The 19852-nt window shown below is 41.4% G+C and carries 22 protein-coding genes; 2 read left to right on the plus strand and 20 right to left on the minus strand.

The window, feature by feature from the left end; translation table 11 throughout:
* The first annotated feature begins 16 nt into the window (after nucleotides 1–16).
* Nucleotides 17–2365 carry an FdhF/YdeP family oxidoreductase gene (locus tag NST57_RS18100; protein ID WP_341299008.1) on the plus strand — a complete coding sequence of 783 codons (2349 nt, stop codon included), beginning with the start codon at nucleotides 17–19 and terminating at the stop codon, nucleotides 2363–2365.
* A 51-nt stretch (nucleotides 2366–2416) separates the two neighbouring features.
* Here NST57_RS18100 and NST57_RS18105 read toward each other — a convergent pair whose 3' ends face one another.
* The 6 genes from NST57_RS18105 to NST57_RS18130 form a co-directional block, all read right to left on the minus strand.
* Nucleotides 2417–3091, minus strand: a complete 675-nt coding sequence (locus NST57_RS18105) for a VWA domain-containing protein (RefSeq protein WP_341299009.1) — start codon at nucleotides 3089–3091, stop codon at nucleotides 2417–2419.
* Between the two features lie 80 nt (nucleotides 3092–3171).
* Nucleotides 3172–3870, minus strand: coding sequence for a VWA domain-containing protein (locus tag NST57_RS18110; RefSeq protein ID WP_008343379.1), 699 nt, complete (start codon nucleotides 3868–3870; stop codon nucleotides 3172–3174).
* Between the two features lie 324 nt (nucleotides 3871–4194).
* Nucleotides 4195–5217 carry a stage II sporulation protein D gene (gene spoIID / locus NST57_RS18115; RefSeq protein ID WP_341299010.1) on the minus strand — a complete coding sequence of 341 codons (1023 nt, stop codon included), beginning with the start codon at nucleotides 5215–5217 and terminating at the stop codon, nucleotides 4195–4197.
* Nucleotides 5218–5473: 256 nt separating this feature from the next.
* Nucleotides 5474–6781, minus strand: a complete 1308-nt coding sequence (gene murA / locus NST57_RS18120; protein WP_341299011.1) for a UDP-N-acetylglucosamine 1-carboxyvinyltransferase — start codon at nucleotides 6779–6781, stop codon at nucleotides 5474–5476.
* A 32-nt stretch (nucleotides 6782–6813) separates the two neighbouring features.
* Entirely contained in the window at nucleotides 6814–7548 is a 735-nt protein-coding gene (locus NST57_RS18125; protein WP_142152971.1) for a YwmB family TATA-box binding protein, read from the minus strand.
* 128 nt (nucleotides 7549–7676) lie between these two features.
* Entirely contained in the window at nucleotides 7677–7907 is a 231-nt protein-coding gene (locus NST57_RS18130; RefSeq protein WP_008343389.1) for a DUF1146 family protein, read from the minus strand.
* A 171-nt stretch (nucleotides 7908–8078) separates the two neighbouring features.
* Between NST57_RS18130 and NST57_RS18135 the strand changes: the two genes are divergently transcribed.
* Entirely contained in the window at nucleotides 8079–8546 is a 468-nt protein-coding gene (locus NST57_RS18135) for a hypothetical protein (RefSeq protein ID WP_142152973.1), read from the plus strand.
* A 48-nt stretch (nucleotides 8547–8594) separates the two neighbouring features.
* On the opposite strand, the gene NST57_RS18140 is transcribed toward NST57_RS18135, so the two are convergent.
* The 14 genes from NST57_RS18140 to NST57_RS18205 all read right to left on the minus strand — a co-directional run bounded on the left by NST57_RS18140 (nucleotide 8595) and on the right by NST57_RS18205 (nucleotide 19805).
* A complete protein-coding gene (locus NST57_RS18140; protein WP_008343393.1) occupies nucleotides 8595–8990 on the minus strand; it encodes a F0F1 ATP synthase subunit epsilon in 396 nt (131 codons plus the stop codon).
* Between the two features lie 24 nt (nucleotides 8991–9014).
* Complete coding sequence (atpD, locus tag NST57_RS18145; protein WP_008343395.1) at nucleotides 9015–10436, minus strand: F0F1 ATP synthase subunit beta; 1422 nt, start codon at nucleotides 10434–10436, stop codon at nucleotides 9015–9017.
* Nucleotides 10437–10460: 24 nt separating this feature from the next.
* Nucleotides 10461–11327, minus strand: coding sequence for a F0F1 ATP synthase subunit gamma (locus NST57_RS18150; protein WP_341299012.1), 867 nt, complete (start codon nucleotides 11325–11327; stop codon nucleotides 10461–10463).
* An 88-nt stretch (nucleotides 11328–11415) separates the two neighbouring features.
* Entirely contained in the window at nucleotides 11416–12924 is a 1509-nt protein-coding gene (gene atpA / locus NST57_RS18155; RefSeq protein ID WP_035389793.1) for a F0F1 ATP synthase subunit alpha, read from the minus strand.
* 16 nt (nucleotides 12925–12940) lie between these two features.
* Nucleotides 12941–13486, minus strand: a complete 546-nt coding sequence (locus tag NST57_RS18160; protein ID WP_099726501.1) for a F0F1 ATP synthase subunit delta — start codon at nucleotides 13484–13486, stop codon at nucleotides 12941–12943.
* On the minus strand, nucleotides 13483–13995 hold the full coding sequence (atpF, locus tag NST57_RS18165; protein ID WP_142152975.1) for a F0F1 ATP synthase subunit B: 513 nt from the start codon (nucleotides 13993–13995) through the stop codon (nucleotides 13483–13485). Before atpF ends, NST57_RS18160 begins: the two co-directional genes overlap by 4 nt.
* A 120-nt stretch (nucleotides 13996–14115) precedes the next feature.
* A complete protein-coding gene (gene atpE, locus NST57_RS18170; RefSeq protein ID WP_003214968.1) occupies nucleotides 14116–14328 on the minus strand; it encodes a F0F1 ATP synthase subunit C in 213 nt (70 codons plus the stop codon).
* 48 nt (nucleotides 14329–14376) lie between these two features.
* A complete protein-coding gene (atpB, locus tag NST57_RS18175; protein ID WP_007497637.1) occupies nucleotides 14377–15111 on the minus strand; it encodes a F0F1 ATP synthase subunit A in 735 nt (244 codons plus the stop codon).
* 7 nt (nucleotides 15112–15118) lie between these two features.
* Nucleotides 15119–15502: an ATP synthase subunit I gene (locus NST57_RS18180; RefSeq protein WP_007497639.1), complete on the minus strand. Its 384-nt coding sequence runs from the start codon at nucleotides 15500–15502 to the stop codon at nucleotides 15119–15121.
* Nucleotides 15503–16001: 499 nt separating this feature from the next.
* On the minus strand, nucleotides 16002–16631 hold the full coding sequence (gene upp / locus NST57_RS18185; protein WP_003214553.1) for a uracil phosphoribosyltransferase: 630 nt from the start codon (nucleotides 16629–16631) through the stop codon (nucleotides 16002–16004).
* Between the two features lie 147 nt (nucleotides 16632–16778).
* Nucleotides 16779–18026, minus strand: coding sequence for a serine hydroxymethyltransferase (gene glyA / locus NST57_RS18190; protein ID WP_026050167.1), 1248 nt, complete (start codon nucleotides 18024–18026; stop codon nucleotides 16779–16781).
* A gap of 180 nt (nucleotides 18027–18206) precedes the next feature.
* Nucleotides 18207–18743, minus strand: a complete 537-nt coding sequence (locus NST57_RS18195) for a TIGR01440 family protein (protein WP_142152977.1) — start codon at nucleotides 18741–18743, stop codon at nucleotides 18207–18209.
* Between the two features lie 12 nt (nucleotides 18744–18755).
* Nucleotides 18756–19205, minus strand: coding sequence for a ribose 5-phosphate isomerase B (gene rpiB, locus NST57_RS18200; RefSeq protein ID WP_142152979.1), 450 nt, complete (start codon nucleotides 19203–19205; stop codon nucleotides 18756–18758).
* Nucleotides 19206–19346: 141 nt separating this feature from the next.
* Nucleotides 19347–19805, minus strand: coding sequence for an arsenate reductase/protein-tyrosine-phosphatase family protein (locus tag NST57_RS18205; protein WP_142152981.1), 459 nt, complete (start codon nucleotides 19803–19805; stop codon nucleotides 19347–19349).
* Nucleotides 19806–19852: the final 47 nt, after the last annotated feature.

The raw sequence follows: 19852 nt of genomic DNA on the forward strand, positions 1-19852 counted from the left end.
GGAGGGTGACGATATCATGGGAAAAACAAAACACAAGGGGCCTATTAAACTCAACAAAAAACCCTCACCAAAGCTATGGGCCTCTTTTGCTCCTATGGGGCTTGGAAAAGTAAAACCGAAACACATTCGAGACACAATGAAAGTGGCATGGGAGAACAAAGATAACCTCCTCTATGCGTACCGTATATTGACTCAGGGCGTTTGTGACGGCTGTGCTCTTGGTGTATCAGGTTTATACGATCAAACACTAGCAGGACCCCATATATGCACAACAAGACTGAATGTGCTACGGCTTAACACAATGCCAGCTATTGATCCAAAATGGTTCGAAGATATTGAGCGGCTCAAACAAATGGATAGCACGTCTCTTCGAAAACTTGGGCGTATTCCTTATCCCCTGATTCGAAAAAAAGGTGAGAATGCCTTTACACGCATTTCTTGGGATGGTGCATTAGATCAAATCGCCGCTAAAATCAAATCGATTGATAAACGTCAGCTTGCTTTCTATTTAACGGCTAGAGGGATTACGAATGAAGTGTACTATACTGCGGCGAAAGCTGCGCGATTTATTGGAACAAATCATATCGATAATGCTTCTCGTATTTGCCATTCACCAAGCAAAACCGCTCTTAAACGATCCCTTGGTATAGGTGCATCCAGCTGTAATTACAGTGATTGGATTGGAACAGATGTCTTGATATTTTGGGGCTCTGTTGCAGCAAACAACCAGCCGGTTTCGACTAAATATATGTACGCCGCTAAAAAGAAAGGAACCAAGATCATTGTCATCAATCCATATAAAGAACCTGCAATGGAAAAATATTGGGTCCCTTCTATTCCAGAAAGTGCTTTATTCGGCACAAAAATAGCGGATGATTTTTATCAAGTCAATATAGGCGGCGATATTGCGTTTATGAATGGTGTGATCAAACATTGGTTTGATATGGAAGATCAAGCGCCTCATTCCGCTCTTGACCATGAATTTATCCAAGCGCATACAACCGGCATAAAAGATGTAAAGCAGCATGTCACTCAGTTAAAATGGTCGGATCTCGAAGCATCGTCAGGCTTATCTAAAGAAAGAATGAAGGAATTCGCTGTACTTCTTTCCAATGCCAATTCAGGCGTGTTTATTTGGAGTATGGGTCTCACTCAGCATCGTTTTGCAACTGATAATATATCACAAGTCGCAAACCTTGCCATGTTACGCGGGTTTATTGGCAGAAAACATTGTGGCGTTATGCCTATTCGTGGCCATAGCGGTGTCCAAGGTTCAGGCGAAATGGGTGCCGATCCATTCGTATTGCCCGGCAGTGATTTTGATGAAGAGAATATTAAAAGAATCGAGAAGATATGGGGATTTGATATTCCAAAATGGCATGGTGACACGATTGGGCAATCATTTGAAAAAATGGCTCTTCCAAAAGAACACCCGCAAAAGCTGAAGATGCTGTTTACTAGCGGTGGAAACTTTTTAGAAACCATGCCAAATCCTGAAGCGATTGAAAAAGCACTATCCGAGCTTGAACTCCGTGTCCATCAAGATATTATTTTGAACACCTCTACACTGGTAGAAGCAGAAGAGACTGTGATTGTTCTGCCTGCAATGACAAGATATGAACAGCCAGGCGGTGGTACATCAACCAGTACGGAACGCATGGTGTATTTCAGTCCGGAAATTGAAGGACCTCGCATTGAAGAAGCCAGAGCTGAGTGGGACATTTATATTGACCTAGCCAAAAGAGTTCGCCCAGAAGACGCGGAGCTGATTCATTTTGACCATGCTGAAGACATTCGTCGTGAGATTGCCATTGCAAATCGGAACTATGATGGGATCCAGCATTTGCGTCATAAAGGGGATGTCTTTCAATGGGGAGGCGCATGGCTTTGCGAAGATGGGGTGTGTCCAACACCGGATGGAAAAGGACACCTGCTCCCAGCACAGCTGCCTCAATATCGAAAAACTGAGGGGCATTTCAATATCACGACAAGACGAGGCAAGCAATTCAATTCTATGATCTACAGTGAAAAGGATGCCTTTAATGGCGGAAAGCGGCATTCTATCTTGATGAATGAAGAAGATGCGAAAGAGCTTTACGTCCAAGAAGGCGATCCCATTGTCCTTTTTAATCAATATGGATCCTATCAAGGGGCTGCTCAATTCGGAGATCTGAAACGTGGAAATATCGCAGTTTATTGGCCCGAAGGGAACGTGCTAATACCAAAAGGAGTTTACGAAAGCTATTCCCAGATTCCAGAATACAATACCACTGCGATATTAGAAAAAGCCGAAACCTTTCATGCAAGAAAAGATCAGCACTACGTAGAGAAACGGATTGATGAATTAGAAACGACTTTAAATTGATCCTTTATGAAAAAACAGCTGGGGATTTCTCCCCAGCTGTCTATTCACATCCTATTGACCAAAAGAGTTCGCTTCTTTTTGAAGAATATGATTCAATTCTTCTGCATTTGCTGCTGGTTGATATTGTCCACCACCAGCTTTGGCAACAGATTTTAGACTTTTTGCTTCTTTTTCATTTACATCGAAGCCAATGATATTGACGATTGTGTCAATACCTTCTTCATGTAATTGCTTCGCTGCTTGTGATGGGCTTCCGCCACATGTTTCCTCACCATCGCTGACAACATATACAATATTTTTTCCTTCAGCTTGGTGATCTTCAAAATCTTGTTTCGTATCAGTTAATGCTTTGGCAAGTGGTGTCCAGCCTGTAGGACCATACACATCCAGCGCTTGTTGAAAGAATGCTTGTTCATATGTGCCAAATCCATAAACTGCTTCAGAACTTGCACAAGAAACGGCTTTTCCTGCATTTTTATTCGTTCCTTCATGCCCAAAAACACGAAGCAAGACTTGCGTATCTTCTGATAAAATACTGGCGAAACTTTGGATCGAGCGTTTGGCGATATCGATTTTCTTTTCGCCTTCAACCGATTGTGCCATGCTTCCACTTAAATCAAGTAAAATCACCACATGAGCAGGTTCCTTTTTCGTTACAGCATGAGCTGGTGAAGAAAGAAGCAGAACAAGACTCGCTAAAATGGTTAATATAATATTTCTTTTCATTAAAAAATCTCCTTTTTTTTCATTTGTACAGAAAAAGAGAAACGAAAGCATAATCAATCGTTTCCCTTTTCTTCAGCAAGTTATTCGTGTAGTTTTAATGATTCTGCTGTAAGGATAGAACCCATTTCTTTCCCAGTGCTTGCTTGGTAATAATGGCCTTTACCAGCTTTAGCTACTTGCTTCAATTGACCTTCATAGCCATCGTTAAAGTCTAATCCAATCACATTGACTACAGTAGATCCCTTTGAGTTATGAAGCTCTTTCGCTACTTTCACTGGATCTCCACCACAAGTTTCTTCACCATCAGTAATTAAGTACACAATGTGTTTTGTTCCCTTATGAAGCTGCTTATCCGCTTGCTTTGCACTTTCAAGAGCACGTGCAATCGGTGTCCAGCCATTTGGTCCAAGACCGTTTAGAGAGTTTTCAAAACTATCTTTTTCATAAGGCTGAACGCCATAAACGCCTCTAATGACTTCACATGATTGAGCTTTACCTGAGTTTTTGTTGTTTCCTTCTGACCCAAACAAGCTCATACGGATTTTAGCATCTTTCGGAAGGGACTGAGCAAATTTAAATACCTCTTGTTTTGCTAAATCAAATTTGCGCTCTCCATCCACTTTTCTTGCCATACTTCCACTTGCATCAAGTAAGATGGTCACTCTTACATCTTTCTTATGTTTTTTGGCTGATGCTGCTTCTGCAAATACTGGTGAAGAGATTGACATTGATAATGTCAATACAGCTAAGGTTACGAGTGTAAATACTTTTTTCAACATGCTTTTCCTTCCTCCTTATGTATTTGATTGAAACATCTTAATCGTAAAATATTCTGTCTTGGAATGGTATAGGACTCGATCCCTTTTTCTCTTTCATCAAAATCACTAAAATTCTGTCAGATGTCTAGATATTTTCACCTAATGACTCTTTTGTCACCCTCGTTTTCTCATTCTTTCGAGGGGCTTTGTATCGGCCATCGGTTCTTGTCGGGACGTAAATGTTTAAGATTTCCTGAGGTGCGCCTTAAGTCGCAATTTGTCACATTCTGTTCAAACCTCTTCACACATAAAAAAAGATGCCCCCATTTTGAGGCACCTTTGCTTTTATTTCTTAGCCATATATGTGTTCAGAAAGCGATCAGCTGATTCAATTTTTATCCCTTGATAATAATGTTTCACGATCGCCTCTACTTTTTTGCCTGACTGTGCCATATAATGTGCACCATACTGACTCATGCCCACACCATGGCCATACCCTTTTGTCGTAATCACGATTTGCTGACCCTTTCGTTCCCATGTAAAGTCCGCAGAGTGCAGTCCTAGTGATTCGCGAATGTCTCTGCCCGTCAATGTTTTTCCATTAATAACGGCTTTGGCTACTTGATTGCCTGGCGTTCGTTCTACAATTTCTCCCACCTGCTGCTGGCCAAGGGTCACACCCAGTTTTTGCTGAAATTCGCTCACTGTGATGGTTTTCTTGTTTTGGAATTTGGGTGATTTTTCGTCCCATTTGCTTGAGACGCTTTTCAAATAAGGGATTTCATTTTTCCAATAAGCTTCTGCATTTTCGGTTTTCCCATTACTTGTTGAAAAGAAGGAAGCATCAATTGGTTTTTCCTCATACGTCAGTACTTTCCCTTGTGTACTGGCGACAGCTTCTGTGATCTTTTTTAATTTCCAATTGTACGCTTTTCCCCAAATTTTCTTCAATTCCTGTTTATTTTTGTATACTTGGAACATTTGTGTGTCATCTACAAGAGAGCCCTGTGGGGATTTGACGGTTTTATCAATGATCATTTGTCTGACGATATACGTTCTAGCGGCGAGTGCCTGTGCCTTGAGCGCCTCTATTTCAAAATCGGCTGGCATTTCAGAAGCGACGACACCGATCACATACTCTTCTAAGGGGATGTTTTCTACCTGCTGATGTGCTGAACGGTAGACGGGAATGGAGACGGGTGATTGCTTCAATTTGACTGAACCTTTCACTTCTTTTTTAACTGATGGTTCTGCTGCTACGTGTTGGCTGGCCGCTGGTTTTCCTTGGAACGTCGGCAACACGAGTAAGGTTGGAATCATTAAAATGATGATGCAAATTCCTGCGATTGTCCATATCATTGGTTTCATATTGGCTGCCCCCATTTGTCATTGAATCTCTTTTATCCTATGGACAAGGACAAGCTAATATGACAGCTTCTTTCATTCATTGGACAAGTCTTTTGCTGATATGTTTGTGCTCTTCATCATTTGATTTACTGTTCGTCTTTATGAATAAAATTTAAAATGATTGGATACACTAATGATAAGCTTTTGAAAATGAATCCAGTCTATGATTCTAAAAAAAATCAGCATGCCCAAATGGACACACTGATTTCTTTTATGATTATGCGTTCAGATCTGATACAACTTGTTCTTGTGTCACATCTGCTGATTCATCATTTACTCTTTCAATGTCTGCACCGATTGCTGCTAGTTTTTGGTGGAAGTTCACATATCCACGATCAATATGCTTCAATTCAGTGACACGTGTATGACCTTCTGCCACTAATCCAGCAAGTACAAGTGCTGCTCCTGCTCTTAAATCAGTCGCTGCAACTTCAGCACCTTGAAGTTGAACAGGTCCATTGATAATCACAGAGCGACCCTCAATTTTAATATCGCCATTCATGCGGCGGAATTCTTCAGCATGCATAAAACGATTTTCAAACACAGTTTCTGTGATCATGCTTGTTCCGTTCGCACGAAGCAATAGCGCCATCATCTGAGATTGCATATCCGTCGGGAACCCAGGATGCGGCATTGTTTTTAGATCGATTGGCTTGAGCTCAGATGGTCCAATGACTCTTAAACCTTCTTCTTCTTCAATGATCTGAATACCCATTTCTTCCATTTTTGCCACAAGTGAAGTCATGTGCTCAGGCACAGCGCCTTTTACAAGAACATTTCCTTCAGTAATAGCTGCTGCCACCATAAACGTACCAGCTTCAATTCGGTCAGGGAGGATGTTGTGTTTTGCACCTTGAAGTGTTTCTACACCTTCGATTTTGATTGTACCAGTTCCAGCCCCGCGAACCTTACCGCCCATGGCATTGATGTAGTTTGCCAAATCAACAATTTCAGGTTCTTTTGCTACGTTTTCTAAAATCGTCGTTCCTTCAGCCAATGCTGCTGCCATGATGATGTTTTCAGTTGCCCCTACACTTGGGAAATCCAAATAGATTTTTGCACCTTTTAAACGGCCATTTACTTCAGCCTCGATGAAACCATTACCTACTTGAATTTTAGCTCCCATTGCTTCAAAGCCTTTTAAATGCTGATCAATTGGTCTTGAACCAATCGCACAGCCACCAGGTAATGCAACTCTTGCATGACCTGTTCTAGCTAAAAGTGGTCCCATGACGAGCACAGATGCTCTCATTTTACGGACGTACTCAAACGGAGCCTCAGTTTCTAGTGCATGAGATGCATCCACTGATACTTCGTTATTTTCAAAATGTACTTCTGCTCCTAAATGACGTAACACTTCATTGATTGTATATACATCGGAGAGCGTAGGTACATCACAAATTACGCTTTTTTCTGTACTTGCTAACAAAGATGCAGCGATAACTGGTAAAACGGCATTTTTTGCGCCTTCTACTTTAACTGTGCCGTTTAACTTTTGACCGCCGCGGACGATGATTTTTTCCAAGGTCTTCCCCTCCGCGTCCCAAATTCTCTATATTAATATTCAGTCGTTACGATTGGTGTGCCAACCGTAATCGTATGATTTTCGTTCATTTCCGAACTTCTGATGGCAATTTGAACATTCATTTTATCATTTGAAGTCATAATGAACTGTTCCCACTTCTCTGTGTAAGCGGAAAGCGACACAAAATTAGACTCAACGAGATACTCAACTGGTTTTGCTTGAAATTCTTTTGCTATCATTTCAGCTTTTTTTTGCAAAACAACATCCATCATACCATTTACATGACCATCGAGACAAGTAAAAATCACAAATTTTTCTTGTAATATGCTTTTTGCATGACGTACGAACTGATCATATGTATGCTCCCAGGTATTCAGTGGGCGAGCACCTTTTTGCTCATATAATAAATACGACTTTTGGTTTGATTTTGTGTCGGTCTTCACGAGTAAAATTTTCGATAATGTATCATTTTTTTCATCTTTGTAAATTCCTGTGACTTTGGTGACATGTTTCTCTTTTTTTTCGGTCCACTCATACTGTCGTAGTTCGTCTTTCAAACGTTTCACTTTTTTTGAAAATTGTTCGGATGAAATGTCTACATTTGTTTTGGCATGAAGCGTCCATCCACTTACTTCGATTTGCTGGTTTTTCATACCTTCTGCTATTTGGGCGAGCGTGGATGTTTCTTCCGCCCGGACACCTTGAATCATCAGAACAAAAAAAAGAATAAATGCAAATAATGGCCAACCTTTTAAATACTTTCTCACTTGTCATTCCCCCTTGCTACAAGTGTTGCCGCAAGGAGGTCAATGCATACGTGGAAAAGTCATCAAAGGCCATACTTTTGACACTTCTTTTTACGTTCCCGCAGAAGGCAGTGACCAAACCTTTTATGTTAAAACATATAAGGGATTTGTCTGGAGAAATTTAAATAATCAAGGAAGAAATTGCTGACTGCCGATGCAATAGCAATCGTGAGTAGCATCATGAGCAATCTAGCTTGAATAATTTTTCCTTTTTTAATCAGTGGATCGATATTCACCGCAAGCAATGCCCACCACGTAATGGCGATAAAAAATAGGTGGATCACAATACTGACAATTGCTTGTTGTCCTACGTCTTCCATACACTTGAATCCTCCTTTTATTGATTTCTGTAAAGGAAAACTCCCTTTCATTATATCCTCCAAAATCGGAAAGATGAATCATTTGGAAAAAAGAGCTACATTTAGAGTGAATCCCCTCTTATTCTGATGCAAAGGAGATGATATACTGCGTGTGGAAGGAGCTGATCATATTTGAAAGATTCTTTTCCTGACTTTGTTGATTTGTACGGAGAACTGGTTCCCTCATTTGAACATGAATGGGAAGCCATTGCTTTCTACTTTGATTATAGACAGACACAGATAGAAGAATTAGCACAATTGTGTCATTTTCATAACATTTCTTTGGATTACTCAGAGGAAAGCCTTTATCAGTTAGAGTCATTATACTTCGATGCATTCCGTCAGCAGCTCTTTGCTGAGTGGAAAATGCCTATTGATGCATTGGAAGCGATGTTGAGTGTGTACATGGGAGAGGTTGTCATCAAGCATCATTCAGATGCTGATTGGGTCGTGCGGCCTTATATGGACTCTTCTCATCAATATACCCTTGGCTTACGCCGAAACAATAAAACGTGGCATAGTACGCATTTTTGCGAGCATTTATATCTTGAAAAGCAAGCATCTCATCCATATGTATCGATGTATCAGTCTCTCATGTAATCCTTAAAAAAATCCTTCTTATCGCAATGATAAGAAGGATTTTCTGTTTTATTTCCCTGCTACATTTAAACGGTTTAATGCCCGTTTTAATGCGAGTTCCGCCCTGCGTACATCACTTTCATTCGGGTGGTTCAAATGCTCTTCAGCACGCTGTTTCGCTGACTTTGCACGATCTACATCAACTTTGTCTGATGTTTCAGCAGCCTGAGCAAGAATGGTTACTTTTTCGGGGCGAACTTCAACAAATCCACCGCTTACTGCAACCAATTCAGTTGATCCACTATGTTTTAAGCGAACTGCACCGATTTTTAGCGGAGCAACCATCGGAACGTGGCCAGCTAAAATCCCAAGCTCACCGCTTTCTGCTCTTACACTGACCATTTCCACATCCGCTTCATACACTGGGCCGTCGGGAGTAACGATATTGACTTGAACGGTCTTCATGCTTTTACCCTCCTAAGGACCAGATTAGGCCTCTACACCCATCTCTTTGGCTTTTTCAACCACTTCTTCAATGCGGCCGACTAAGCGGAATGCATCTTCTGGAAGGTGATCGTATTTACCAGATAAGATTTCCTTGAAGCCTTTAACAGTTTCTTGCAATGGCACATAAGAACCTTTTTGGCCAGTGAACTGTTCTGCTACGTGGAAGTTTTGAGATAGGAAGAATTGAACACGACGAGCTCTGTGTACCACAAGCTTATCGTCCTCAGATAATTCATCCATACCTAAAATGGCAATGATATCTTGCAATTCTTTATAACGCTGCAATGTTTGCTGAACTTCACGCGCAATGGCATAATGCTCTTCGCCAACAATCTCAGGTGCAAGGGCACGAGATGTTGAAGCAAGTGGATCTACCGCTGGGTAAATCCCCATCTCTGTCAGCTTACGCTCAAGGTTTGTCGTTGCATCAAGGTGAGCGAACGTTGTAGCTGGAGCTGGATCTGTATAGTCATCCGCAGGTACATAGATCGCTTGAATCGATGTAACCGATCCTACGTTTGTAGACGTGATACGCTCTTGAAGCTGACCCATTTCTGTTGCAAGGGTTGGCTGATAACCTACCGCTGAAGGCATACGTCCAAGAAGGGCTGATACTTCAGAACCTGCTTGTGTAAAACGATAGATGTTATCGATGAAGAACAATACGTCTTGACCTTGTTCATCACGGAAATGCTCTGCCATTGTCAAACCAGTTAGAGCTACACGCATACGTGCACCTGGTGGCTCGTTCATTTGGCCGAAGACCATCGCTGTTTTTTCGATAACGCCAGAATCTTTCATTTCGTAGTAAAGGTCATTTCCTTCACGTGTACGCTCTCCAACACCAGCGAATACAGAAATACCGCCGTGTTCTTGTGCGATGTTGTTGATCAATTCTTGAATCAGAACGGTTTTACCAACACCGGCTCCACCGAATAGACCGATCTTTCCACCTTTGATGTAAGGAGCAAGAAGGTCAACAACTTTAATACCTGTTTCAAGAATTTCAACTTCTGTAGAAAGTTGATCAAAAGAAGGCGCTTGTCTGTGGATTGGGTCTCTTTGCGCTTCCACACCAAGTGGCTCATCTAAGTCAATGTTATCTCCCAGTACGTTGAATACACGTCCAAGTGTTACGTTACCAACTGGTACTGAAATTGGTTTTCCAAGGTCTACAGCTTCCATACCGCGCTTCACACCGTCTGTTGATGCCATTGCGATGGTTCTCACTGTATCATCACCTAAATGTAGTGCTACTTCTAAAGTTAAGTCGATATCAACTTCACTTTCGCTTTCCGCTTTATGCGAAACTTTGATCGCATTATAAATCTCAGGCAAGTGACCGTCTTCAAAACGAACGTCTACGACTGGTCCCATGATCTGACTGATGCGTCCTGTTTTCATTGCATTCCCTCCTGACAATTATTTCTATTCTAAGGCAGCTGCTCCGCCGACAATTTCTGTAATCTCTTGTGTAATCGCTGCTTGACGAGCACGGTTGTAAGAGAGTGTCAGGCTGTCGATCAATTCTTTTGCGTTGTCTGTTGCACTCTTCATTGCTGTCATCCTTGCAGCATGTTCACTTGCTTTGCTGTCAAGAAGCGCACCGAAAATCAAACTCTCTGCATATTGAGGAAGGAGAACTTCAAGAATTTCTTCTTCAGAAGGCTCAAACTCATAAGATGCGGAACGTTTATTTTGTGTCGCTGCGGCCGAAAGGTCCGTTAGCGGCAATAATTTTTTCTCTGTTACTTCTTGTGAAATGGCACTGACGAAATGGTTATAGAACATGTAAAGCTCATCAAACGCTTCATCAGAGAACATTTGCACTGTACTGCTTGCTAATTCTTTAATATCAGCAAACGCTACTTCGTCTCCAAGCCCTGTTACTTCAGAAATAACTGGAATACCACGCTTTTTGAAGAAATCGCGTCCGATTTTACCAATCACAATCACCGCATATTCATCAGCAGATTGATGACGAGATTGAATGGCTTGGTAAGCGGCACGTAAAATCGAGCTGTTAAAAGGTCCTGCAAGTCCTCGATCAGATGTAATGACGAGATACCCTGTTTTCTTAACAGGTCTTGAAAGAAGCATTGGGTGCTTAGCACTTGTTCCAGTTGCGATTGCCGCAACGACTTCTTGGATTTTCTCCATGTAAGGAACAAAGGACTTCGCATTATTTTCAGCACGATTCAGTTTCGCAGCTGATACCATTTGCATCGCTTTTGTGATCTGACTCGATTTTTTTGTTGACGTGATCCTTGACTTAATATCGCGTAATGAGGCCAAAGATTTCACCACCTTTTTTCAGGAATCCGTGTTCATTTACGTGAAAAGAGAGAAAAAGAGAATCTTTTTCTCTCGGAAAGATTACTAATTAGTTGCTTGGTGCAAACGTACGTTTAAAGCCTTCGATCGCTGTTTTCCACTCTTCATCAGCAGGCATGTTTCCTGTTTGAGAGATTGTGTCAAACAAGTCTTTATGGTTTTCTTCAATGTACATGAATAACTCAGCTTCAAAGCGTTTGACATCAGCAATCGCTACATCATCTAAGTATCCTCTTGTCAGTGCATAAAGAATCGCTACTTGTTTTTCAACTTTCAGCGGTTTGTTCAAGTCTTGTTTTAAGACTTCAACTGTTCTAGCACCACGGTTTAATTTGGCTTGAGTCGCTTGGTCTAGATCAGATCCAAACTGAGCGAATGCTTCAAGCTCACGATAAGAAGCAAGATCCAGACGAAGTGTACCTGCTACCTTTTTCATCGCTTTGATTTGTGCAGAACCACCTACACGAGATACAGACAATCCTGCGTTTACCGCTGGACGTACGCCTGAGAAGAAGAGATCAGATTGTAAGAAGATCTGTCCATCTGTGATTGAGATAACGTTTGTTGGGATATATGCAGAGATATCACCAGCTTGCGTTTCTACGAAAGGCAATGCTGTGATAGAACCGCCACCCTTTTCATCACTAAGCTTCGCTGCTCGCTCTAATAAACGAGAGTGAAGGTAGAAAACATCACCTGGGAATGCTTCACGGCCTGGAGGACGACGAAGCAATAATGAAAGCTCACGGTAAGCTGCCGCTTGTTTAGAAAGGTCATCATACACAACAAGCACATGCTTGCCGTTATACATGAATTCCTCACCCATCGTTACACCTGCATAAGGAGCAAGGTAAAGAAGTGGAGCTGGCTGTGATGCAGATGCTGTGACAACGATTGTGTAGTCAAGCGCACCATGCTTACGAAGTGTTTCAACAACACCACGAACAGTTGATTCTTTTTGTCCAATCGCTACATAGATACAGATCATGTCTTGATCTTTTTGGTTAAGAATCGTATCAATTGCAACAGATGTTTTACCTGTTTGACGGTCCCCAATGATCAATTCACGCTGTCCGCGTCCGATTGGAATCAAGGCATCAATTGCTTTAATTCCCGTTTGAAGTGGCTCATGTACCGATTTACGATCCATAACGCCTGGTGCTTCACTTTCGATTGGACGTGTTTTGCTTGTTAAAATTGGACCTAGTCCATCAACAGGCTGACCAAGTGGGTTCACAATACGTCCGATTAACTCTTCCCCTACTGGAACCTCCATGATACGACCTGTACGTTTTACGTCGTCACCTTCACGGATATCTTTGTAAGGTCCTAAGATTACGATACCTACGTTAGACTCCTCAAGGTTTTGAGCCATACCCATTACACCGTTAGAGAACTCAACAAGCTCTCCTGCCATAATGTTGTCAAGGCCATGTACACGCGCGATACCGTCCCCTACTTGAATGACTGTACCGACATCTTTTACTTCAATTTCAGATTGATAGTTTTGGATTTGCTGCTTTATCAGCGCGCTAATCTCTTCAGCTTTGATACTCACTAAGGTTTCACCCCTTCTAACGATTTTCGCCTGCAAGCTGACGTTCAATGCGGGAAAGCTTTCCGCTGACACTGCCGTCATAAATGCGGTTTCCGATACGGATTTTCACTCCGCCTATTAGATCCTTGTCAATCACATTTTCAACACGCAGTGATGTGACTCCGGCTTTTTTGGCAAATACTTCAGATAAAGATTGAATTTCAGCTCCGCTGAGCGGTTTAACTGAATACACGATCGCATCGTCTATTTGTTTCGTACGGTTTGCAAGCTTCACAAACTCAGACGTCATTTCAGGAAAAATATTCGTGCGTCCGCGGTCAATCAATAAATACATTGTGTGCAAAACATATGTTGAAACACCTTTGAAAGCTTCTGCAATCAGATGTTTCTTTTTGTCTGCTGTAATCTTCGGATGAACAAGAAAGTCATTTAATTCTTGGTCAGCCTTCAGAACTTTTTTGATCTCATTCAGCTCTTTTTCAGTTTCGTCTACTGCCGAAGAAGCAAGAACGATGTCAAAAAGAGCAGAAGCGTAACGCTTAGAGACAATAGTCACGCTCATCGGCTTTCGCCTGCCTCTTTAAGATACTCTTGGATCAATTTCTCTTGTGCTTGCTCATCAAGTTCTTTTTCAATCACTTTAGAAGCAATTAATACAGAAAGTGATGCAACCTGCTCGCGCAGTGCAGCCACAGCTTGTTCTTTTTCTTTCACGATTTCAGTTCTAGCAGACTCTTTCAAGCGCTCTGATTCTTGACGCGCTGCTTGAATGATATCTTCTTTTTGTTTCTCACCAATCTTTTTCGCATTTTCGATGAGTGTATGTGATTCTTCGCGTGCTTCTTTCAATAAAGCACGTTGTTCTTCAAGAAGCTTTTCAGCTTGAACGTGCTTTTCTTCAGCACTTGAAATTTCATTTCCTATATAATCTTCACGCTGTTTCATAATCCCTAATAAAGGCTTAAGCGCAAATTTCTTTAAAAGTGCAAGCAGGATGAGCATAGCGATCAGCTGGAATATGATATCTCCGGTGTTTAGACCTGCTCCTAAAACTACTGGTAACTGAGACATTTAGTACGGCAACTCCCTTCTTTAAATAATATGTTAAGAAACAAAACATAAAGGAATGGCGAAGTTTCGAACTAATCTGATCTTCGCCATTAAAATTCATATTAGAACGCTTCTCACATATTAACCAAAGAATGCCAAGAATGCGATAACGACAGCGATAATTGGAAGTGCCTCAACTAAAGCTACCCCGATGAACATAAGTGTTCTTAGTTCTCTACCAGCTTCTGGCTGACGAGCGATTCCTTCAACTGTTTTAGATACGATTAGACCGTTACCAATACCTGCTCCTAGTGCTCCTAAACCGATTGCAATTGCTGCTGCTATTAAATTCATTAAAAAGCTCCTCCTTTAAAATAACGTCCTTTTTGGACTCTCAATTTTTTAGTGTTCGTCGCTGACTTTATGGGAGATATACACCATTGTCAGCATGGTGAAGATAAATGCCTGGATGGTTCCGACAAACAAACTGAATGCCTGCCATACAATCATCGGCACGATGGCACCTAATGTACCAATGATACCTAGTGCAAGGTTTTGCGAATAGAAATTGGTCGCAAGTCCTGCAAGTAAACCAAGAAGAATCTCTCCAGCGAAAATATTTCCATAAAGACGCAAACCAAGTGTTAACGTGTTTGCAAATTCTTCAATAATTTTCAGCGGTACTAAAAGTGGGATTGGTCTAAAGTAGTCTTTTGTATATTCCTTGACTCCTTTTGCTTTAACACCATAGTAGTGTGTCAATCCCATGACCATAACCGCAAGTGTCATTGTGATTGCAGGATCAGCAGTTGGTGATTTCCACCATAAGTTGTGATCGACCGTAATCGAGAATGGCAGTCCAAGCATGTTTGAAACAAATATGTACATGAGTAATGTAACGCCAAGCGCTAGAAATGGGGCTCCTGTTTTCATGTCCATCGAACTACCTATGATATTTCGAACAAAATCAACAATCCATTCCATGAAGTTCTGCGCCTTTGTCGGACGAATAGCCAGAACACGAGTAGTCAGCACCGCTATGAGAAGAACGATGATACTAGCAATCGTAATCATGAGAACATTGGATAAGTTGAACGTTAACCCTAAAAATTCTGTAGTTTTTGAACTGTGACCCAAAGAGTATTCACCTCTCTTCCATAGTAGAACGTTTAAGTTGAATGAAGGAATCTATCATAATGACAGGATATATTGTCATTAATCCTATAACAACACCTGCCAGATGAACTTCGTTAGGGTAACGCCAAGCAATCGCTACTGCGAGAATTGCGTTGGCCCACCTGGCTGTACTTCCCATTGAACGAATAGATTTTCCTTTTTTAACTGCTCGATCAAAAGCATGCATTCTCCGAATAAGCAGGAATAAATTAAAGAAAGCAAAAATTGTGCCGATAATGAAACCAAGAAACAGTGGTTTAAAACCAGGCATGGCATAGCCAAACACAAAAATTGCCAATAAATAGAACATATATTTACTCTGTCTGCGGAAAATGACGTTTGGATCGTTCATTCATCTGACTCCCGATGAAAAATATTGTAAAAAAAGGTAGTAAATGGTGATGAAAACTGCGTAGAAGGCGCTTATGAAAAGCCGTCCTGTTTGAAAAAAATCAATCACCCATCGGTCTAATTGTGCAATCAGACTTGAAATCTTTAGATCTATGGGATTCTGCTTCATTCGCTGATACAAACCCTGATTATTAAAGGGTTCACAATGAGGATTAGTAGAGTGCTATAGGCTATGAAAACCTTACCATAATACCCTCGTTTAGCATACAATAGCGTCTATGATGTGTCAATCCGTTGAAAGTTAAAAAACTTTTCTATAATGATAGAGCACACAAAATGTTCACAATTTCATCAAACTTTAGGAGAGATGTGACATTCAATGAAAAAAACAACCAATGTTCAGTATACATTGATTTTTCTAAGAACGGTATCAACCGTTTGTCATATATTTCAAAAAAGCCCACATGCACGTTTGCATGTGGGCTTTTCGTGAATCATTCTTATTTTGTTCCATACATACGGTCACCAGCATCACCAAGACCTGGGATGATGTAACCTTTTTCGTTTAACTTCTCATCTAATGCTGCAATGTAGATATCAACATCTGGATGATGTTTTTGCATTTCTTCTACACCTTCTGGCGCAGCAATCAGACACATGAAGCGGATGTTTTTCGCACCGCGTTTTTTCAAGCTGTTTAATGCTTCTACTGCTGATCCGCCCGTTGCAAGCATTGGGTCTACTACGATAAATTCACGCTCTTCCACATCAGATGGAAGCTTCACATAATATTCAACAGGCTTTAATGTCTTCGGATCACGGTATAAACCGACATGTCCCACTTTGGCAGCTGGAATGAGTTTCAAAATCCCGTCTACCATTCCAAGACCTGCTCTTAAAATCGGCACAACTCCGAGTTTTTTACCTGAGATCACGTTTGATTTAGCGACTTGTACAGGTGTTTCTACATCTACCTCTTCAAGTGGTAAGTCTCTTGTGATTTCAAATGCCATTAATGTTGCGACTTCATCCACTAGCTCTCTAAATTCTTTTGTTCCTGTATGAACGTCACGAATATATGTAAGTTTGTGCTGAATAAGCGGGTGATCAAATACATAAACCTTTGCCATTGCTTGCTACAACTCCTTTTCTGTCATCTTCCGGTGAACTTTGCACACTTCCTACAATTCTACATAAAAAGACATCATCTTTCAATATGATTCGCAAATCCTACAAAAAAAACCCACATGCCAAAAATAGGCAAATGGGTCTGCATTTTAATAATCTAATTCATGATATAGAGGGAAACGAGCTGTCAGATCAGATACACGCTTTTTCGCCTCTTCTAATTTCGCTTCATCTTCATGATGTTTCAGAGCAAGCGCAATGATGGAACCGACTTCTTTCATTGCTTCTTGATCGAAGCCGCGGCTTGTCACTGCTGCTGTACCTACACGTACACCACTTGTAACAAATGGTTTCTCTGGATCATAAGGAATCGCATTTTTGTTCACCGTGATACCAATTTCATCAAGAACGTTTTCTGCAATTTTTCCTGTAATGCCAAGAGAGCGCAAGTCGATGAGAACAAGATGGTTATCTGTTCCACCAGATACAAGCTGAATATCCTCAGATAAAAGTGTTTCAGCTAGTTGTTTTGCGTTATCGATCACGTTTTGTGCATATGTTTTGAAATCTCCGTTCAATACTTCACCGAAAGAAACAGCTTTTGCAGAGATAACATGCATCAGTGGTCCACCTTGAATACCAGGGAAGATCGATTTGTCGATCTTTTTACCAAACTCTTCACGACATAGAATCATTCCGCCGCGAGGTCCGCGTAAAGTTTTGTGAGTTGTCGTTGTCACAAAATCTGCGTAAGGAACTGGATTTGGATGAAGACCTGCTGCAACAAGACCCGCAATGTGAGCCATGTCGACCATAAAGTAAGCACCGACTTCATCAGCAATTTCACGGAACTTTTTGAAATCAATTTGACGTGGGTATGCACTTGCACCCGCAACGATTAGCTTCGGCTTATGCTCACGTGCTTTTTCAAGTACATCTTGATAGTCGATATGCTGTGTTTCTTTATCTACACCATATTCTACAAAGTTGTATTGTACACCACTAAAGTTTACAGGGCTTCCATGTGTTAAATGCCCGCCATGTGATAAGTTCATGCCTAGCACTGTATCGCCATGCTCAAGGATTGTAAAGTATACGGCCATATTCGCTTGAGCACCTGAGTGAGGCTGTACGTTCACATACTCAGCGCCAAAAATTTCTTTTGCGCGGTCACGTGCGATATCTTCTACAACGTCTACATGTTCACAGCCGCCATAGTAGCGTTTACCAGGGTAACCTTCTGCATATTTGTTTGTTAAGACAGAGCCCTGCGCTTCCATGACTGCTTCGCTTACGAAGTTTTCCGATGCAATTAATTCGATTTTGTCCTGCTGGCGTTTCCGCTCTAGTTGAATTGCTTTGAATACTTGTGCGTCTTGCTCAGGTAAATGTTTCATCAGCGAAATCCTCTCCAATCTATTTCCATTCGATGTTTTCACCATCTCATTGTACACGGTTTTTAAGTAAAATGTAAAAGTTTTTTTTGGAAAATCGACTTCTTTTTTATGAAAACCCGAATATTCAAGTGGTAAATCGTCTTCATCATTCAACATTATATTAGAAATATATCCGAACGATCATCTTGTATAAACGGCTCGTTCTCCGCCAATCAGCTTTGGACGAGTTTTTGCAAACGTCACATGTGCTTGTCCTAATTGATGACGGCTGAGACGGACCGGGACGGCTACCCGCTTTAAGTGCATGCCGATGAATGTATCACCGATATCAATACCTGCATGTGCTGAAATGGATTCAACCAGCACAGGGTGTTCCATTTGCTGATACGCATGAGCTGCCATAGAACCACCCGCCTTACGGACAGGTACTGCCGCTACAATTTCCAAGTTAAGCCGGTAAGCCACCTCTTCTTCCACAACGAGGGCACGATTCAAATGCTCGCAGCATTGGAAAGCCAATTCAATTCCTGTCTCGCGTCTCAGTTGATCCAGCTCTTGATAAATAGCTTCAGCAATTTGCTCACTTCCCGCTGTCCCAATGTGCTCGCCAGCCACTTCTGACGTACTGCAGCCAATCACTAAAATGTGGCCGGCTCGCAGTTCAACTGTTTGATGAAACTCTTTTAACATTTCAAGCCAATTTTGACCAATGTTCATGTTAAGCGCTCCTTACAGGTGCTTTTCTTCGTAATCAGCGATTTTACCAATCCGCACAGCATGACGTCCTGCAGTAAATTCTGTTATCAGCCAAATGTGAGCAATCTCTCTTGCCAATCCTGGTCCAATGACACGTTCTCCCATCGCAAGTACATTTGTATCATTATGTTCTCTCGTCGCCTTGGCGCTGAATGTATCATGCGCTAGTGCACAGCGGATGCCTTTCACTTTGTTTGCTGAAATGCTCATACCAATACCTGTCCCGCAAATTAAAATGCCGCGATCGACTTCTCCGTTTGCCACCATATTGGCAACAGGAAAAGCGTAGTCTGGGTAGTCTACAGAACCTGATCCACATTCACAACCCATATCAATGTATTCAATCTTTAATTCATCCATTAGTTGTTTGATTTCTTCACGAATATTCGTTCCGCCGTGATCGGATGCAATGGCTACTTTCATCGGGCAATTCCTCCTAAGGGTGAGTTGATCTGTCATGTCTTACATTCATTCTTTATTTACAGTTATATTTTAACCTCTGCCTAGTCATTTGCAAACAAAAGCAGAAAAACCGTTTGCGCAACGGTTTTACAGGTTGTCCATTTATGAGGATTTGTAATCCTGTTTAAGCTTTTTAGCAAGTTGATACAATAGCGTTTCTAGTTCATCTCGTGTCTCCTGATAAATGGAGAGACTCCCTCCAAATGGATCCGACACGTCACCTTCTGAGCCTGTCGCAAATTCTTTTAGAGTGAAGACCTTGTCTTTTACATGAGCATATTGCTCCACAATCAACTGCTTATGCTGAATCGTCATGGTGAAGACATAATCTGCTTCATGAAGAAGTTCTTCTGTTAGTTTAGACGATGAGTGATTAAGTGGAATGCTTTTCTCAAATAATGCTTCGACTGCTTGAGGAGAAGCCTTCCCTGCATCAGAGGCGAAGATGCCCGCTGATTTTACAGTGACCTGCAAGCCTTTTTCATCTGCAATTGAAGCAAAAAGGGCTTGAGCCATCGGACTTCTGCAAGTATTTCCCGTACAAACAAATAAGATATTCATCTTTCGACCTCCTTTTCTTCTATTATATAGCATTTCATTCTACATGT

Origin of the sequence: Bacillus sp. FSL M8-0077 (genome assembly GCF_038050255.1) — a bacterium.
Classification (GTDB): Bacteria; Bacillota; Bacilli; order Bacillales; family Bacillaceae; genus Bacillus; species Bacillus altitudinis.

Coding starts and splice junctions, on each gene's coding strand:
- atpD (WP_008343395.1), bottom strand. CDS start 10,436: ATGAAAACAGGACGCATCAGTCAGATCATGGGACCAGTCGTAGACGTT.
- atpF (WP_142152975.1), bottom strand. CDS start 13,995: ATGTCTCAGTTACCAGTAGTTTTAGGAGCAGGTCTAAACACCGGAGAT.
- glyA (WP_026050167.1), bottom strand. CDS start 18,026: ATGAAACATTTACCTGAGCAAGACGCACAAGTATTCAAAGCAATTCAA.
- NST57_RS18140 (WP_008343393.1), bottom strand. CDS start 8,990: ATGAAGACCGTTCAAGTCAATATCGTTACTCCCGACGGCCCAGTGTAT.
- NST57_RS18130 (WP_008343389.1), bottom strand. CDS start 7,907: ATGGAAGACGTAGGACAACAAGCAATTGTCAGTATTGTGATCCACCTA.
- NST57_RS18105 (WP_341299009.1), bottom strand. CDS start 3,091: ATGAAAAGAAATATTATATTAACCATTTTAGCGAGTCTTGTTCTGCTT.
- atpE (WP_003214968.1), bottom strand. CDS start 14,328: ATGAATTTAATAGCAGCAGCAATTGCAATCGGTTTAGGAGCACTAGGA.
- NST57_RS18180 (WP_007497639.1), bottom strand. CDS start 15,502: ATGAACGATCCAAACGTCATTTTCCGCAGACAGAGTAAATATATGTTC.
- NST57_RS18195 (WP_142152977.1), bottom strand. CDS start 18,743: ATGAACATTGGTCAAAATTGGCTTGAAATGTTAAAAGAGTTTCATCAA.
- NST57_RS18205 (WP_142152981.1), bottom strand. CDS start 19,805: ATGAATATCTTATTTGTTTGTACGGGAAATACTTGCAGAAGTCCGATG.
- rpiB (WP_142152979.1), bottom strand. CDS start 19,205: ATGAAAGTAGCCATTGCATCCGATCACGGCGGAACGAATATTCGTGAA.
- NST57_RS18110 (WP_008343379.1), bottom strand. CDS start 3,870: ATGTTGAAAAAAGTATTTACACTCGTAACCTTAGCTGTATTGACATTA.
- NST57_RS18160 (WP_099726501.1), bottom strand. CDS start 13,486: ATGAGCGTGACTATTGTCTCTAAGCGTTACGCTTCTGCTCTTTTTGAC.
- NST57_RS18100 (WP_341299008.1), top strand. CDS start 17: ATGGGAAAAACAAAACACAAGGGGCCTATTAAACTCAACAAAAAACCC.
- spoIID (WP_341299010.1), bottom strand. CDS start 5,217: ATGAAACCAATGATATGGACAATCGCAGGAATTTGCATCATCATTTTA.
- upp (WP_003214553.1), bottom strand. CDS start 16,631: ATGGCAAAGGTTTATGTATTTGATCACCCGCTTATTCAGCACAAACTT.